The sequence below is a fragment of the Laspinema palackyanum D2c genome, from assembly GCF_025370875.1.
GTDB lineage: Bacteria > Cyanobacteriota > Cyanobacteriia > Cyanobacteriales > Laspinemataceae > Laspinema > Laspinema palackyanum.
Genome location: NZ_JAMXFD010000001.1, coordinates 512,549 through 525,411 on the forward strand (window position 1 = coordinate 512,549; position 12,863 = coordinate 525,411).

The following is a 12,863-nucleotide window of genomic DNA, read 5'->3' on the forward strand; positions in this document are numbered from 1 at the left end:
TCACCCTTGATACCCCCAACCCAACCAGCGGGTTTTTGCCCTTCAATGCTGTCATCTTTTATCCTTTCCCTGCATGGTTTCGGAAAAGTTTCGCCGCCAATTACGCACAGAGGCTCGCTCATGGACGATGGAGGGCTTGATTTCCGAGGAGCAGTATCAAGAATTGTCCAGTCGCTATGGGTTTGAAACCCTCGATGGCCCGAATCAGAATCGGTTTGTTGCCATCTTGGTGGGGTTGGGCGCATTGCTGATCAGTAGCGGTGCGATCGCCTTAGTCCAAGCCAATTGGGAGGTCTGGTCCCGGGAAAGCAAAACCGCCCTATTGGTGGGAATCTTCATTGCTGTGAATCTGTGCGCCTTCTATTTGTGGGGCGATCCCCTGGGGCGATCGCATCGCTTCCTGGGATGGCAAACCCGCACGGGACATGGATTATTCTTTCTGAGTTCCCTCCTCCTCGGATTAAACATGAGCCTGATTGGGGAAATTTTCCTCATGAGTCCGTCCCTGGGAGAATTTTGGTTAATTTGGGGGGGGGCGGTCCTGGTCATGGCCTATAGCTTACGTTTGACCGGCTGTGGAATTTTAGCGACTCTGTTAATTGGGGCAGGATACTGGCCCGGTTTAGCCCAGGTGTATCAGGGTGATGGATTGTTTTGGATCCGGACTGTGGTCCTCCATCTGCCCTTAATTTCCGCCTTCCTGTTAGTGCCCCTAGCCTACTGGTGCCGATCGCCCTGGATTTTTGGATTGGCGACCCTGGTTCTAATTCAGTCGATGCAAGTCAATCTAATCGTGGGGTTCAGTCTGCTGAATGTACCGAATCATTGGATGCTGGCGATCGCCTACGCCCTACCCCCGGCCCTCCTCTGGAGTTATGATGATCAACCTTGGCAAGTCACCTCCCTATTTGAGGGAGGCAAAGAGCTCCCCCATTTTCGACCAGTCGCCCGCACCTTTGCTCTAATCTTTCTCGCCCTCTCGTTTTATGTCATCTCCTTCCATTGGTTTTGGTCCTCCGCTTCCCCCCTCGCGCCGTGGGACCCCACCATTGCCGAAATTCCCCTCCAACAAGGGTTCGCTTACCTCCTTGATATACTGATCGTCCTCGGGAGTTGGCTGGCCTTGGTGTGGCATTTTAGCAGCCCTGGGGATAATTTCCGGCGTTTTTCATCCCCCGATGCCTACTTGAATCATGCGATCGCCCTCGTGATTGCGATCGCCACCGGGATGCTATTTTGGCATTTTGGCATCCAACCCTTACCCCTGCTGGGTCCCTTAATCTTTAACATCCTGCTATTTTTGTTAGCATACGGATTGATGCGTCAGGGTCTCACCCAAGGCGATCGGCGAATTTTTTGGTGGGGAACCCTACTCTTAACCTTGCAAATTCTCACCCGAGTCCTAGAGTATGAAACCGGATTAGTCTTAAAATCCATCGTCTTTGTTCTCTGCGGAATGGCGACAATTGCTATTGGCCTAGCCGTAGGCAGTCGAATTAAATCCATTGAAGACGAAGAGTTAACGAGAGAATGAATCGCCCACCCTCATGCAAAGTAATTTAAAATAACGAGATAGCCTTTTTCCCAGTTCTTTACCTACAATTTTGGAGTGCAAGCATCTGGCTTGCTTTTAATTCCTACTGTTACTCCAGGGTTGTTAAAAGGGGTTTTTATCAATTATGCAAAACGAGCAGCATTCTTCTCCCGAAAAAATCAAACCCAGATTCGTGTTAGGCCGATTTTTAATTCCTCTAGTCATTCAAACTTCCGCCATGCTAACCGGGGCATTTTTTGCAGTGGATACCGAAGCAAATGGCAAATTAGTGACCTTAGAAACCGAACCTGTCAACTTGAGTAAATTTATTAGAAATTCTTCTAATCAGGTCAGTTATAACATTTCCAGCTTTAAAAAACTAGAAGAAATTCCCGGATGGAAAGACCTACCGGGAACACCTGTGCCTTGTCCCCGGAATAAACAACCCCGAAATCGGAAGAATCAGTGTAATCCAGATGCTAAATTGCTAGACCCAGATTTGACCCTCTATGTAATTTTGGAACCGCCGACACCGGAAAAAACTGGGGACGCGCCAACGCCTTGGGTAGCGGTGAGATTAAGTAGCGATCGCCCCACGGAATTAGGGGAAAATCAAGTGATGATTAAGGGAAGAACCTCAGAAGACTTGGTGGAATATGAGGGAGAAAAATTTGACCTCATGCGATCGCAACGGGAGGAAATTTTGGCAAGCTTGGACTTGACGGACCAGGAGGAAAAACTAGAACCCTTAATCATCCAACTCAAAGTAAATCCGCGAGGAAAGGCCGTCCCGGTTAATTTGTGGGTCGGCGATCGCAACTATTCCCTCTCAAATTGAATCAAACCAGTAACCGTTAACCCGTAGCATAATGAATAGTTTAGCCCAGTTGCTCGTCACCAGTCTCAGCCTGTTTTTATTGGGGTGTACACCGTCAGGGTTACCCCCTTCTGCCGACGCCCAACCCAATCGGGAGGTTGTGCCTTCCTCACCCATCGTTCAAATAGAGAGGGGACAAGATTTGCCCATTACCGCACAAACAAAAATCGGGGACCAAACGATTGATTTAGAAGTGGCAACCACGCCACAACAACAGGCGATCGGACTGATGTACCGAAGTGAGATTGCCCCAAATCGGGGGATGTTGTTTCCCTTTAATCCCCCCAGACCCGTCACCTTCTGGATGAAAAACGTTGAAATTAACCTAGATATGATATTTTTGCGGGATGGAGAAGTCTTAGCGATCGCTGCCGATGTTCCCCCTTGTACCACCGACCCTTGTCCCTTCTACGGACCGCCAAATACCCCCATTGATCATGTTCTAGAACTAGGCGGAGGACGCGCTGCGGAACTCGGGATACAAGTGGGCGATCAAATTGCGATCGACTTTTTAGAGTAAACAGTCCGGAGATGGCACCGCTTTCTCGTCGCCATCTCCGGTTACTCTAACCCTTACAGGACGCATTTTTGGAAAACAAACCCGTTTAGGTAGAGGCGATTCGCGAATCGCCTCTACATTTAGGACTCGATGTTATAAATTGCGTTAGTCCTGCCGTAGAGACTCGATGTACCTGTTAAGAGGGGGAAGATAAACAGTTGCAGTCAAAAGACTTTTGGGCGGTTGAACTCCCAAAAGCCCCAGGCGATCGTCATCCCGGACAATTTGGGACAGGGTTCGACTACATTCACCAAAATTGAGGTTAAGAGCAACAGAAATGGTTAAATCAACAGAAAATCGCTATATTGTCCGAGACGATGAAATCTTAGGGGGCGAGAATTGCGGAAATTAGAAAAAACGATTATAATTTTAATGTTAAGATTAAGCTTTACAACAAAAAGGAGGAATATAGGATGCAAGTAATTAAGTATAAAACTCGCGTTGATGCTGAAGGTAAAATCAGTTTACAATTGCCTCAATATTTAGCGAATCAAGAGTTAGAGGTAGCGATAGTTTACGCTCTAGCCAATTCAGAAACTACTCAACTGCATGAAATTGTCGATAGTTTTTATGGCTGTTTGGCAGAGGAGCCTATTTTAATAGAAGAAGCCGATCAACAAGAAGTAGCATGAGTTATTTACTGGATACTAATGTTTGGGCTAGATATTTAAATGGGCGATCGCCTGCAATTCGGCAGAAATTTAGAGAGGTTGATTTAACTCAAGTTTTTATTTGTTCAATTGTTAAGTCAGAATTGGCTTACGGTGCTTTTAAAAGTCGTAATCCCGATCTAACCTACCGCAAGCAGAATGATTTTATCACTCTTTTTGTTTCGCTTCCTTTCGATGATGTTTCTGCTTTAATTTTTGGTAGATTAAAGGCTCAACTAGAATTAAAAGGTGAGATGATTGGGATCAAAGATTTACAAATTGCTGCGATCGCTCTGTCAAATGATCTGACGCTAGTTACCCACAATACCGCAGAGTTTGAACGGGTGACAGGATTACAGATAGAAGATTGGGAAGCAACAAAATAGTCCACGAAATATGTCCTTAATTTCATCTAAATTTAGAGATAAAATTAATGCTTTTTATAGCGAGTTGCAGTAGGAGTCTGGCTATTTATAAATAAAGAATCCCAGTTATCACCAGGTTTATGAAAAAAAGGTAATGTATTGTTGGGACAACTATAGTGATGACAAGTTAAAGCCCCAGAGTCTCTATACCCAGCATCAGTGCTTCCAGAAGCCTGCAAGCAATATTTTTCAGTTTGTACGCAAAGAGCAAGGGGTTCACGGCGATGTCTTATCCGTCTAAGATAGCGATCGCCCGGGTAGATGAGCTCCAAGCAGAAGGGTGAGTCTTCCCCATTCCCCAAACTACTCAGCCGTTGCTCTGGAGAGGCCCAGTTTTGGGACCGGGGAATTGCGGCAAAAGTCATGAGGGGTGATACCGAGGTTGGTCCTCAAGAAAGAGATGGGCTAGAGGCAGAAGTTAAGGGCGATCGCCAGTCAGGGAGTATAGTTAATCCCTCGATTAAATTATAATAAAGGTTTCGTTCAACCGCCGGTGATGGGTTCCTTATGCTCTTCCAATCGGATCGGGTGGCGATCGCATGAGGGAAAAACAATGCCGAAATGGAAAGTCACAACAGAATTCACCTTTGACAGCGCCCACTTCATCAAAGACTACGATGGACCCTGCGGACGGATGCATGGACATACCTATCGAGTGCGGATAGAAGCTACAACCCAGAAGCTGCACTCCTCCGAATACTGCCCTCACGAAGTCATGGTGGCCGATTTCAAAACCCTCCGTTGGGCAAAACGCGACGTCACCAAAGGCGGATTAGATCACTGTGTCCTCAATGACGTGATGCCCCCAGAATACGAAACCACCGCAGAGATGATCGCCAAATACATTTACGACGAAACCAAGCGCCGGTTACCCGAGGGAGTGCGCTTGAAAGTGGCAGTCTCAGAAACCCCCAATTCCTGGGCTGAGTATGAGGATGATTGAGCCTAAAACCCGAGGCGACTGAGCTTTCTGGAGATAGAAAAGCAGCCTTTGTGGAATCGGCTTTTTTGTGGGTAATTGGCCGGATGGGGTGGGGTTGAGCAATTGCTGAATTCATCCAGTTTTCCCAGGAGAATAAACAGATCGAGCAAACTCTAAAACTTCCTGTTGACGTTCCTCCGACAACCGGGAAAGCACAGCCCCCAGCCGCTCAGATACAGACAGCCAACTCTTCGTACTCGCTTTCCAAACTACGAGAAACGCTTCCGAGGAGAGGGTACATAACTCAAGAGTTTCTCCCTCTTCATTGGCAAACTCTACCTCATACTCACCTGCGGCAAAACACTCTACAATCGCTCCCTGACTTCCGGCCCGCAGATGATAATTTGGCAAATCGACTAAGAGTTCAATGATATCAAATAGCTCAGGTTGACTCATGGTCTTTTCCTAACATATAGTGTAACCAATCTAGCGGCATCACTCTCAGATTCAACTATCCACCCCGTGCGGACAATTTCTTGCTGTCCTTCTTGTATTCCCCTAATCTCCAAATCTACCTGATAGCGTTGTCCATGTTTATCTGTGGACTGCAAAATCGCTTCTGTTTCTAAGGCTTGAAGCAAAATCTGTTGCAGTAGAGGCTGGTAGTTATCTTGAGTAAATCCAAGATGACGCTCAAACATGAGGGCTTTATCAGATCCTTTGGGGTTATCCGGGTTAAGTGCGTACTCTGTCAGCTTGCGAGGATCGATAACCAAACGGCTGACAATATCTCCAAGTTTCATCTACATTAACCGATTCATTCCCTAAAACTAACACAGATGGGCTCCCACTTCTCATCCCAAATCTAGCTTAGGAAAGCCTTTGGTAACTTCACTCGCGTAGGAGAACTGGGTTGGATGAGCTTCCGCCTTTCCAGACTGCTGGGTTTTTCCTCCTCCCTCTGACTCCCTAATCTTGGGGACTGATAGACCCTAATAACTACATCCTCTCCGGATTCCTTATATAGTGAATCATGCGGGATTAACGTTTACAGTTGCAAAATCCTCCGGGTGTTTGAGGGGGGTAAATATTCAGGTACACTGAAGGAGTGGGCTAAGTTGAACAAGATCTAGAAATCCTTTTTCGTAATTAATCAAGACTAGATAATTATCTAGGAGGTGAATAGCAATCATAATTATCTTTTGGGCTTTCGCCGATAGTGAGGTTTCACCCGAATTCGTCCTTTGCGTGTGTGACCGCGAACGTAGGTCCGATCAGCAGAGTCGTTATCACGCTTTTTGATAACCAACTCATAAAACACATACATTGCAATGACGATGATTAGGAATTCCATGTTCATTAACTCCAATTGATAAATTAATACAAAAGGGCTATTGCTATCATGAATAAAAAAATTATTTAGAGACTGTTTTACCCCGGTAAATTTGTTTAGAACCTTTAGGGATGTAAATCCAGCCTAAATCTTGTAAGCGATTAGTTAGATTGGAAATTGTTACACCTAATTCCTCTTTCATTGCGTACAAATGACGCCAATTCGTTAAGTTGTGCCGCCTCTGTAGTTGTTCTAATTTAGACCTAGGCATCAACAAACAACCGGCAAAATACTGAGCTTGCCATTCCATCATTTGCTGAGTATTGCTGCTGCGGCATAAAAATGGTTCGACGGGAGCCTCAATTCCTCGATTCCGGCGTTCTACAAATTGAAATACTGCATCGTGGTCAATATGCAGTTCCCAGTGTCCAATTTCGTGAGCGATTGAAGATTCTTCAAAACCTTGGGGGAGATTTCTATTGTTTTCGTTCATGACGATTTTTTTTTCTGTGGGCAGAATCATTGCGGCGATCGCACCTTGCTCGTCAGGTGGGATATTGCCACAATCCATATCCAACCCCAGAGATTCGGCAATATAACCTGCATCTATCGGCCATAGAGAGCGTGTTCGCTTTTCTTCTAATCGTTTGATAACATCCATCGCTCGTTCCTCGATTTTTTCTTTGGGAATAAACCGAGGCGGCTTGATTACCTTCACCTGTGCTTCTCCTCACGTTCTATTCGTCTATTTTCCCTCAGCAGTTTTTGTGCAAAGTCAGGTTCATCCCGCATCCGACGAAGCAAAGCAGGCATTTCCTGATACTTTTTAATCAGTTCTTCAAACACACGGGCATCCTCTGGAGTAATCCTACCTGCGAGGCGTCTGAGTTCATCTTCCCGTTCGGTCAAATCGAGGTGACGGGCTAATGCCCCAATGACCTCCTCACTAGGAGGATAACCCGCATGGTCATTCTCCAATTTGGACAGGTAAGTGTAATCGACACCGATCAGCTTCGCCAGTTCGCGCTGACTGTAGTCCTTTTCCTTGCGGACTTGACGAATAAGCTTACCAAAAGTCTGACTCACGGTTTTATCCCTATTGATGAAAACATCATACGCTATCTTGACTTTATCTTTAAAGGGGGTTAAGTTGGTCATGTTGACCAAAGTGGTCAACATGGTCACTTTAGGCATTATAATAAATCTAGCCTCGCCTTGGCAGGTTAGGTGGACGTTGGTTTACAAAACTTTACATTGGAGGAGAAGTGATGACTACACTGCGATCGCACGCCGAACAACTGTGCTTCTCGATCGGTAGACCCCTGCCGGTTTTGCTGGAGGAAGTGCACAAAACAAGCCATGATGCAGTGCTGCGCGAAGCGGCGGCACAAATGCTGGAAGGCTTGCGTACCTTGGAACTCGCTAACCAGACCGAGCTTTCCGATCCGGTCACAGCAAAAGTGGCAATTCACGAAATCTTAACAAAGTGAACTTTTCACCGCCCTCTGCAATAGAGGGCTAAACCCATGAATAAGACTTGGCGACCTTATGTAAGTCATAAGATTTTATCAGAGTTTGTGCCCCCAGTGGGGCAAGAACACCGTCACTGCGATATGAAGCGGGGTTTTGCTAGAGCGCGAAAGCGAGATCCTCAAGTAGCGGCATTGTTGAATCGAGACAACAAGCCTCAGCGGATTGGACTCTTGGCACAAAGGGGAGTTTATGAGTTGCATCAAAACCCTGATCTTTTATCGCAAACCGATGCAGTAGAGACAGTGGCAGAGCGCCTGGAATTAAGCCAAGAGTCGGTGGAAGTTCGGGAACGAGTTCGCTCTATCCTCAACAACTATCACCAGAATCCTATTCTGCGAGGTAAGAACATCATCAAGTTGAGCCGAGGTGATGAGGGAGTACCCAAACCGATTCTTATGCGCCAGGGAAATTACCAGTTCAACTTTTTTGCTGCTATTGATTGTATTTTTGTCGAACCAGATGGAACAGTGCACGTTTTGGACTTCAAGACGGGGAAATCGAAATTTGACAAACGGCAGGCGTATATTTACCTTTTGGCTGTCAGTTATCTCTATCCGCAACAAAAAGCGATCGCCTCCTTCTATAACCTAGACACTGGAGAAGGTTCGGATGCGATCACAGCCACACCTGCTACCCTAAAAGCATTCGAGATTGAGTTAAGTTTGAAAGCTCAACAGCTTCAGCAAGAATTGAAGCGTTACCGAGATAACCCTGCTAATTTCAGCACCATTTTTCCACCGAATCCTGGTTTTAGCTGTAGCACCTGTCCCTTCACTTCCATTTGTAATGTTTCTGTATTGGAGGTTGCCGCATGAATACTGCCGTCGAGGGCTACTCTACACCAAAAGTTACCTCTCAGGGTATCTTTTTGAGTGAAATTTTTCCGTTCAAAGTCCCGGAACAGATAAATTCAATCTGCTTTCGGCTGACTCCTGAAGTTGATCGCGAGGTAGGAAACCGTTTGAGTTGGCGATTTAGCCAAAAGTTCCCCGATGTGGTTGTTATCTGGGAAAATAAATATTTCTGGGTTTTAGCAACACCCAATCAACCCATGCCGGAACCCACTCAATGGCGAGCTGCATTAGCGGATATTCAAGAAGAGTTGAGAGAGGATATCGGCGAGCGGGAACACTCGATCCAATGGGTACGAGATCCACAGATAACTCCTTCTATCCTCGCTCAACTTGCCGTCAGAATTTTGAAAATACGTCGGCCTTTTTCATCAGATACAGTTTGGTCTGAAAATCAGGTTGAAGTTAAGCGTGAGGTTAAATTTTGGGCAGAAACATTTGAATTCAAAGGAGGACTATATGCTGCTATAGCTTTCACTCCTCATAGTTACTTCACTTTTCAAGGTAATTTAGCTGAATTTTACGACAATCATCCCTATCGCCATAAACCTCAAGAACTGTTGATTGGCTTAAAAGTCCGGGATATTGAAAAGAATAGTTCCGCTACTATTAGTGGACTAGCGGGAACTATAGGAGAACGCAGACAAGATCTGCTCGCGCGTAAGCCTGGTTCAATTAGCGAAGTGGCACTTACAGAAGCACCAGATGAACAACCTGTGGTGGTTGTTCGGTTTGGTAAGAACTCAAAAGAGTTTCACTATGCAATGGCAGCTTTGCGTCCCTGTGTTACAGATGATACAGCCAGGCGTTTTGAGGTAAACTATGGAGATTTGCTTAAGGAAACCAAAATTTCCTACCCAGAGCGACAAAAGCGATTAGCCTCATCCAAGCAAGTAGCAGAAGAAGCTTTAGCTGTTTATGGGTTTCAGTTAGCAACTAAGTGTATCAACAGCAGCCAGTACAAAGACTTATTTTTGCCGCTTTCGTTTAAGTTAGAAGAAACCCCTCTGCTTTTTGGAAATGATTGGATTGGGGAAAGAGGTCAAATCCTAAAAGGACTATCGAAAGGAGGCGTTTATCGTCGTCACTCAGATTTCGAGGAGCGATCAAGACCGATTCGGATTGCCGTATTAAAAGTGGGAGAATTTAAAGTCAAAACAGCTTTTTTAGGTCAAATACAAGAACGGTTGAAACGCTATGGGTTTGAGAGCCTGATTCTAGGCCCCACTCTCGTGTCTGCTACCAGTGCAAGTGAAGCCGAAGATAGAGCGAACGTGGAGAAAACAGTCGATGAACTGATGGAGGTTCCATGCGATATTGTTTTAACTTTACTCCCTCAGAGCGATCGCAATGCCGACAATACCGATGACGGCAGTTTTTATTCTATGATTTCCGCACGGTTACTTCGACGCGGGTTAGCTAACCAAGTCATTTATGAGGAGACTTTAAAAGACCCTAGCAACTTCAGTAATATTCTCAATCAAGTTATCCCTGGTATTTTGGCAAAATTGGGAAACTTGCCTTTTATTTTGGCAGAACCTCTAACAATCGCTGATTACTTCATCGGGTTGGATATTTCCCGAACTCCCAAAAAAAGGAGAAGAGGTAGTAAAAATGTCTGTGCAAGCGTGCGTCTTTATAATCAGCAAGGAGAATTCATTCGCTATCGGCTAGAAGATGCACTAACGGAAGGTGAAGAAATTGATCGACGAACCCTAGAGAGGTTTCTTCCTGCGGCTGATGTGGGTGGAAAAACGGTGCTGATTTACCGAGATGGACACTTTTGTGGTGGTGAAGTTAAGCATTTACGTCAACGAGAGAAAGCCATTGGTTCAAATTTTATTTTAGTGGAGTGCATTAAGTCTCAGATTCCCAGACTCTACAATTGTGAGAGGTCATTGCTCAAGGCTCCAACACAGGGATTAGCCCTTCGCTTGTCTTCTCATGAAGTAATTTTAATAACCACTCAAGTCAAATCTGAGAAAATGGGATTACCATTGCCACTGCGATTGAAGGTTATTCCCGATGACAAACAGCAAGTCTCAATCGAAAGTCTGGTAGAAACTACGTTAAAACTGACATTACTGCATCATGGATCGCTAAAAGAACCACGCTTGCCGGTACCACTCTATGGATCCGATATAATAGCCTATCGACGATTACAAGGCATTTCTCCCGGTGCATTGGATGGCGATCGCCAATTTTGGCTATAAAGATTGAGAAAAATGGGTTAATGTTGTAATGATTAACCCATTTTCTGATATATATTGTCTGTTCTCATTTTGATACCCCATACCAAATACCAACCCCAGGGTGCCACGATATTTTAAAGACGCAGAGGCGGCTACAATCCGTCAGTATGAAGAAATCATCGCAATGACCGATGATGTCATGCAGATTGCCAGTCATCTGAACATTTCATCAGAAATTATCCTCAAAGTCAAAGAACATATTTTTATTAATCAGCATACCCTTGATATGCCGGATAGCGAGAGGAATTGCACTGTTCCATTTCGGGGAAACTTCACCCCTGATGCGGAAATTGCCAATCTCTGGCTCAAGGCGAAGAATGGAACGTTACAATCCCGAGAAGTGGTGAGATTTAAGCGGTTAATTGCTCATGAGTATGTGGAACGAGGACTGATGGAAGAAGGTCTTCCCTATCGATCGCCTCAAGCATGGCGAGAAAATCCACAATCTGGCATTTTTGCCTATTGGCCGACACCAGAGCATCATGGTGCTCACGATCTGGCCCCAAATCCCAGCAGACCTGATCCGTTTTCCCATTGGGATAAAATTATTGGTAAGTCACCGGATGGATTGACAGTTGCGGACGATCTCTCGAACCTTGATGAATTAATTGAAGCAATTACAGACCAAATATGACCATACAAACGAGTGCTGATACTGCCATTGACCGGATTTTAGCAATTAACTGGGAACCTGACGATACCCGGACCAACTCTCATGTTGCCCTGTTGCAGGAATATTTGAGACGTGCTGCGCTGTGGGCGGAGGCTTTGAATTGTACCGATGAATGGCCATTTTTTGATGTAGGGGCTCATATTTTTCCTTCCGTTCAGGCTGAGAAGCGCTATCTTGAAAGACTAGAACAGCATTTTTCGCAAGTTCCGTTTTATGTTACGGATGTGATTGAGAAAACTTGTCGGTGGTTTGTACAGTGGGAGGGGATTAAACATTTACCGGAAGTTACTCTAGTTGACTTCTGGAATCGTCCTTTACCTCATCCTTATGAACCCCTGATTCTATTGTACGATCGCGGTGGAATTTTCTACTCGGAACATGGATTTTTTTGCTTTGAGGATGCTGCCCTTCCCCGTGGGACATGGAGAGAACATTGGCAGCCAGAGTCTGCGGTTTGTCAACTAGATACAGAAGCGTTGGACAATTTAGATGGCAAGTTTTCAGAAAATTGTTGACTAGAGACTATTTTAATTCTTCCTGGGTGGCTTTCTAATCAGGGCTGAATGTATTTAGTCATTCAGTGACATTTCCCGCAGGAGTCCGATCGCCCTCTCCCCACCCATCCCATTGCCAATCTGTAATAGCGAGTTGATTTATCCCAGAGGCGATCGCCCCCAACTCCCTGCTATATCTGATAAGACGAAAGTAGCCAGTTAAAAACCCCAAATCATGAGCGTTACCATTCCCGATGAAATCCTCGAAGCGGCACAAATAACTGAGTCTGAGTTAAAGCAGGAAATTGCTATGCTGCTTTTCCAACAACAAAAGCTCTCTCTGGTACAAGCCTGCCAGTTAGCTGGAATGCCACGAATTGTGTTTGAAGAATTGCTGATTTCTCGGAATATTCCCCCGTATTTTTATGAAATAGAAGATTATGAATTGGATATTAAAAATCTCAATGAATTGGGGGATTTGTGACAGTCGTTAGCAAAACTTCACCCATTACCAATCTAACGGCCATTCGCCATTTATCTCATTGTTAATCTGTAATAGGGGGTTGAGTTATCCCAGAGGCGATCGCCCCCAAGGGTCTTTTCCTTTGAACCGAACCGTTTCTCTGCGTCGGAGGCGATCGCCGCCCCTGTTGGCCGTGATTATACTTTCACTCTCCGTTGCGCCACGGGGAGAGTGGATCCAAAAAATTGGGGTCTGGACTGCTGAACTCTAAACCAGAAGTAAGATAAAGTAATCAAA

19 protein-coding genes are annotated in these 12,863 nt (G+C 45.3%); 14 read left to right on the forward strand and 5 right to left on the reverse strand.

From position 1 onward, the window contains the following. Positions 1–73 precede the first annotated feature (73 nt). The 5 genes from NG795_RS02215 to NG795_RS02235 all read left to right on the forward strand — a co-directional run bounded on the left by NG795_RS02215 (position 74) and on the right by NG795_RS02235 (position 4,006). Positions 74–1,534 carry a DUF2157 domain-containing protein gene (locus NG795_RS02215; protein ID WP_367287028.1) on the forward strand — a complete coding sequence of 487 codons (1,461 nt, stop codon included), beginning with the start codon at positions 74–76 and terminating at the stop codon, positions 1,532–1,534. A gap of 145 nt (positions 1,535–1,679) precedes the next feature. Further along, on the forward strand, positions 1,680–2,372 hold the full coding sequence (locus tag NG795_RS02220) for a GDYXXLXY domain-containing protein (RefSeq protein WP_367287029.1): 693 nt from the start codon (positions 1,680–1,682) through the stop codon (positions 2,370–2,372). A 31-nt stretch (positions 2,373–2,403) separates the two neighbouring features. Next, positions 2,404–2,931: a DUF192 domain-containing protein gene (locus NG795_RS02225; protein WP_367287030.1), complete on the forward strand. Its 528-nt coding sequence runs from the start codon at positions 2,404–2,406 to the stop codon at positions 2,929–2,931. 452 nt (positions 2,932–3,383) lie between these two features. After that, positions 3,384–3,602, forward strand: a complete 219-nt coding sequence (locus NG795_RS02230) for a hypothetical protein (protein WP_367287031.1) — start codon at positions 3,384–3,386, stop codon at positions 3,600–3,602. Continuing rightward, a complete protein-coding gene (locus tag NG795_RS02235) occupies positions 3,599–4,006 on the forward strand; it encodes a type II toxin-antitoxin system VapC family toxin (protein ID WP_367287032.1) in 408 nt (135 codons plus the stop codon). Before NG795_RS02230 ends, NG795_RS02235 begins: the two co-directional genes overlap by 4 nt. Before the next feature lie 44 nt (positions 4,007–4,050). On the opposite strand, the gene NG795_RS28425 is transcribed toward NG795_RS02235, so the two are convergent. Beyond that, positions 4,051–4,347 carry a phosphoribosyltransferase-like protein gene (locus tag NG795_RS28425; protein ID WP_436836026.1) on the reverse strand — a complete coding sequence of 99 codons (297 nt, stop codon included), beginning with the start codon at positions 4,345–4,347 and terminating at the stop codon, positions 4,051–4,053. On the opposite strand from NG795_RS28425, the gene NG795_RS02240 reads away from it, so the two are divergent. Next, the gene (locus NG795_RS02240; protein ID WP_367287033.1) at positions 4,307–4,516 is read left to right on the forward strand and encodes a hypothetical protein; all 210 of its coding nucleotides are present in this window, start codon (positions 4,307–4,309) and stop codon (positions 4,514–4,516) included. The two genes, NG795_RS28425 and NG795_RS02240, sit on opposite strands and share 41 nt — an antisense overlap. Positions 4,517–4,598: 82 nt before the next feature. Continuing rightward, the gene (locus NG795_RS02245; RefSeq protein WP_254566476.1) at positions 4,599–4,988 is read left to right on the forward strand and encodes a 6-pyruvoyl trahydropterin synthase family protein; all 390 of its coding nucleotides are present in this window, start codon (positions 4,599–4,601) and stop codon (positions 4,986–4,988) included. 111 nt (positions 4,989–5,099) lie between these two features. Here the strand turns inward: NG795_RS02245 and NG795_RS02250 are convergent, their stop codons facing one another. The 4 genes from NG795_RS02250 to NG795_RS02265 all read right to left on the reverse strand — a co-directional run bounded on the left by NG795_RS02250 (position 5,100) and on the right by NG795_RS02265 (position 7,494). Beyond that, positions 5,100–5,423, reverse strand: coding sequence for a DUF4926 domain-containing protein (locus NG795_RS02250; RefSeq protein WP_367287034.1), 324 nt, complete (start codon positions 5,421–5,423; stop codon positions 5,100–5,102). Next, entirely contained in the window at positions 5,420–5,770 is a 351-nt protein-coding gene (locus NG795_RS02255) for a DUF6883 domain-containing protein (RefSeq protein ID WP_367287035.1), read from the reverse strand. The genes NG795_RS02250 and NG795_RS02255 overlap by 4 nt, the downstream gene beginning before the upstream one ends. 612 nt (positions 5,771–6,382) lie before the next feature. Beyond that, complete coding sequence (locus NG795_RS02260; RefSeq protein WP_367287036.1) at positions 6,383–7,018, reverse strand: ImmA/IrrE family metallo-endopeptidase; 636 nt, start codon at positions 7,016–7,018, stop codon at positions 6,383–6,385. Then, entirely contained in the window at positions 7,015–7,494 is a 480-nt protein-coding gene (locus tag NG795_RS02265) for a helix-turn-helix domain-containing protein (protein WP_367287037.1), read from the reverse strand. The genes NG795_RS02260 and NG795_RS02265 overlap by 4 nt, the downstream gene beginning before the upstream one ends. A 74-nt stretch (positions 7,495–7,568) precedes the next feature. Between NG795_RS02265 and NG795_RS02270 the strand changes: the two genes are divergently transcribed. The 7 genes from NG795_RS02270 to NG795_RS02300 all read left to right on the forward strand — a co-directional run bounded on the left by NG795_RS02270 (position 7,569) and on the right by NG795_RS02300 (position 12,837). Further along, complete coding sequence (locus NG795_RS02270) at positions 7,569–7,790, forward strand: hypothetical protein (RefSeq protein ID WP_367287038.1); 222 nt, start codon at positions 7,569–7,571, stop codon at positions 7,788–7,790. Between the two features lie 36 nt (positions 7,791–7,826). Beyond that, entirely contained in the window at positions 7,827–8,648 is an 822-nt protein-coding gene (locus NG795_RS02275) for a PD-(D/E)XK nuclease family protein (protein ID WP_367287039.1), read from the forward strand. Next, positions 8,645–10,897, forward strand: a complete 2,253-nt coding sequence (locus NG795_RS02280; RefSeq protein ID WP_367287040.1) for a Piwi domain-containing protein — start codon at positions 8,645–8,647, stop codon at positions 10,895–10,897. Before NG795_RS02275 ends, NG795_RS02280 begins: the two co-directional genes overlap by 4 nt. A 100-nt stretch (positions 10,898–10,997) precedes the next feature. Further along, positions 10,998–11,570 carry a hypothetical protein gene (locus NG795_RS02285; protein WP_367287041.1) on the forward strand — a complete coding sequence of 191 codons (573 nt, stop codon included), beginning with the start codon at positions 10,998–11,000 and terminating at the stop codon, positions 11,568–11,570. Further along, positions 11,567–12,124 carry a hypothetical protein gene (locus NG795_RS02290; RefSeq protein WP_367287042.1) on the forward strand — a complete coding sequence of 186 codons (558 nt, stop codon included), beginning with the start codon at positions 11,567–11,569 and terminating at the stop codon, positions 12,122–12,124. Before NG795_RS02285 ends, NG795_RS02290 begins: the two co-directional genes overlap by 4 nt. 214 nt (positions 12,125–12,338) lie before the next feature. Then, the gene (locus NG795_RS02295) at positions 12,339–12,587 is read left to right on the forward strand and encodes a UPF0175 family protein (protein WP_367287043.1); all 249 of its coding nucleotides are present in this window, start codon (positions 12,339–12,341) and stop codon (positions 12,585–12,587) included. Positions 12,588–12,666: 79 nt separating this feature from the next. Continuing rightward, positions 12,667–12,837 (forward strand): hypothetical protein, encoded by a 171-nt coding sequence (locus tag NG795_RS02300; protein ID WP_367287044.1) that lies wholly within the window; start codon positions 12,667–12,669, stop codon positions 12,835–12,837. Positions 12,838–12,863: the final 26 nt, after the last annotated feature.